We start from the raw sequence: 2,770 nt of genomic DNA, 5'->3' as shown, positions 1-2,770 counted from the left end.
GCCCGCCACCACGATCTTCGTCGAGGTCAGGCCCCGCTGAGAGCCATGGCTAGAGCCTGCGAAGTCCACTGAGCACCCTTTCAAGCAAGTTCAGATCCGGCTTACCAGCCTCCAACTGCGGCTGGTGAAGATGTACCAGCCCGTCGCCCGCCATGTCCGCGATTACGACACGAATGACCCAAGAGGAATCCGCAGCATCGCCGATACCTCGGCCACCGATCTCACCTGGCGGCACAAGAAGCTGATCGCGCGGCACTCCGGCGGGCCGCTTGGGCTCGGCGCGGCGACCGCTCTCGATCGTTGCTCCCCACACAGGCCGCAACCTCTCGCGCCGGTCTTTCCAGAAGGGAATTGCAGGGGTTCGCCAGGGAAACCTGCACCGCGGAATATCCGAAGACCATGGCCGCATTTCAGCGCGAACTCGCAAAGACACAGGAACTCGTCGCCAATGACGGAAGTAGTGGAAGAGGCCCTGTCGAAATACGCGGCCAATTCGTGGATTGGGCACGAGTGCTCCGCGGCGCCGCGCACCGCCCGGCATCCGCCCTGCGCCTTCTGGCCCAGGTCTACGCCGACGCGGAAGGCGGGGGCAGCAGGGTGTTCCTGGTGGCGTCGACTCCTTCGAGCAGAACGGCCAGCCCGGTGGCGAAGGTCTCGTCGGCCTGGTCTTCGACGTGCGTGGCCCCGCCTCCGCGGGCGGGGGTCCGATCCTCCGCCGAAAGCCGGACCGACATGGGGAAGCGTTCGGCGAAGTCGGGGGCGAGGCGCATCAGCACGGTGGAGCGGCCGGCCCACCACTCTTCATCGGACATGCCGGTCGCAGTCGCGGCGAGCCGTGACTCGGCGGCCGCCTGGGCGTTGCCGCGTACGAAGTGGAACAGCGCGGCCACGATGGCGCGCAGTGCCGCGGCGGGCAGTCCCGTCTGGAAGAGGATGCCCGCCAGCGTCTCCATGACGGCCTGTTCGTGGGGGCCCAGCACGGGGCGGGCGTAGGACACCTGCAGCACCCACGGATGCCGCAGGTAGAACGACCTGAGCTCCCCGGCCCAGGAGGTCACCGCCGCCCGCCACCCCTGGCTCAGGTCGTGCCGGGTGGCCAGCTCGGCGTGCGCGCGGTCGTACATCAGGTCCAGGAGCTCCCCCTTGCCGGGCACGTAGGTGTACAGGGCCATGGAGGTGCAGCCGAGGCTGTCGGCCACCGCGCGCAGCGAGACGCCCGTCATGGGGTCCGCGTCGGCCACCGCGATCGCCGACTCCACGATCATGTCGAGACTCAGCGCGCGTTTGGGCCCGGGCGGCTTCCGCGGGCCACCCGCCGGGGACCCGGGGGCGTCCTGCCCGCCCCACAACAACGCCATCGACCGGGCCGCGTCCCCCTGGCCGGCGAAGATCGTCATGACAAACTCCTTATGCCATAAGGTATCGTTCTCTCGTTATCAGTTTATGCCATATGGAGTTAGCATTCCTGGCTGGTCGAGAAAGCGGAGAACCCATGCCCCAGGCGAAACTGCACGACGGAAGCTCGATCGAGGTCGAGGTACACGGCACCGGTCCCACCGTGTTGCTCCCGGTCAACCCGCGGCCGGTCGAAGGACCCAAGGCCGATGAGATGCGCAAGTGGGGCATGGACCCGGCGCTCGGCCACTCCCTCATCGAGGGTCTCAGCGACGCGTTCCAGGTCGCCGCGTTCGACTACGAGGGCCACGTCATGGCCACGCCCAAAGCCGACACCTTGACGCCGGCCAACATCGCCGCCGACCTGCTGGCGGTCGCCGACAGCGTCGGGGCCGACCGGTTCGCCTACTACGGATACTCATGGCTGGCCCTGAGCGGGCTCCAGCTCGCCATCCGAACCGACCGCCTGTCGGCGCTGGTCATGGGCGGGTTCCCACCCCTCGGCGGGCCCTACGCCGGGATGCTGAAGGTCACCACCGCCACCCACGAGATGGCGGCCGCGGCCGCGGACAGCCCGCCGTCCCAGCAGGCGTCAGGCGACCAGGCCGGGGACGGGCAGACGGCCGACGACTTCGACTGGTCCAGCGTCGAGGTGACCGTGTCCGAACCGCAGACCCGCCAGTTCGTCACGCTGTACCAGGCATTGCGGGACTTCGACGACCGAGCCGCCCAGCATCTGATCGGCTGCCCCCGCCTGTGCTTCGTCGGGTCGGCGGACGAGATCTCCTACGGCGAGCGCTGGGGCGACGTCCACGTCAGCCTGGCCGGCCCGATCATCGGCCGGCGCGCCGAACTGGAAACCCTCGGCTGGGACGTTCGCGTCCTGGACGGACTCGACCACACGCAGGCCATGCAGCCCGCCCACGTGTTGCCGGTCCTGCGGCCGTGGCTCCTTTCCCAGACCGGGCGCTGAAGGCCCTGCTCAACCGCCTCGACTGACTCGACGACGCGTCGATCGGCGTTCGGTCAACGGGCGAGGGAACTGCCCGACCGCGGCCTGGCGCGCTGACCTGGCCGCGCAGGACGACGCCGATACAGACCGATCCCGGACGTGGCCAGGGCGAACGCGTACCCCGGCCGCCCCGGCAGTTCGTGCGCGTGCCCTACCGGGCCTCCGGCTCGCGCACCCGCGTGCCGGGGCCCGGTCAGCGGCCACCCCAGCCGGGCACGGCGACGCGCATCGTCAGGGCGTGCTCGACCAGGGTGATGAGCGCGCTCTTGACCGACTCGCGGGTGCGGGCGTCGGTGCGCACGATGGGGACATGCGCGGAGAGACTCAGCGCCTCACGGACCTCGTTCTCACTGTGCGGGTACT

General features: G+C 69.4%; 2 protein-coding genes and 2 pseudogenes. 1 reads left to right on the top strand and 3 read right to left on the bottom strand.

Features of this window, described 5'->3' with window-relative positions:
- Positions 1–49: 49 nt before the first annotated feature.
- Both QSK17_RS35600 and QSK17_RS35595 read right to left on the bottom strand, forming a co-directional pair.
- A pseudogene (locus QSK17_RS35600) lies at positions 50–261 on the bottom strand (DUF742 domain-containing protein); the annotation flags it as partial.
- Positions 262–566: 305 nt separating this feature from the next.
- Entirely contained in the window at positions 567–1,397 is an 831-nt protein-coding gene (locus QSK17_RS35595) for a TetR/AcrR family transcriptional regulator (RefSeq protein WP_285711086.1), read from the bottom strand.
- Between the two features lie 95 nt (positions 1,398–1,492).
- Here QSK17_RS35595 and QSK17_RS35590 point away from each other — a divergent pair, with 95 nt between their 5' ends.
- Entirely contained in the window at positions 1,493–2,368 is an 876-nt protein-coding gene (locus tag QSK17_RS35590) for an alpha/beta fold hydrolase (RefSeq protein WP_285711084.1), read from the top strand.
- A 232-nt stretch (positions 2,369–2,600) separates the two neighbouring features.
- Here the strand turns inward: QSK17_RS35590 and QSK17_RS35585 are convergent.
- Positions 2,601–2,770, bottom strand: a pseudogene (locus QSK17_RS35585) (ATP-binding protein); the annotation flags it as partial.

Origin of the sequence: Microtetraspora sp. NBRC 16547, from assembly GCF_030268965.1 — a bacterium.
Lineage (GTDB): Bacteria > Actinomycetota > Actinomycetes > Streptosporangiales > Streptosporangiaceae > Microtetraspora.
The sequence above is the reverse complement of the archived record's forward strand: the minus strand, read 5'-3'. Positions and strand labels throughout refer to the sequence as shown.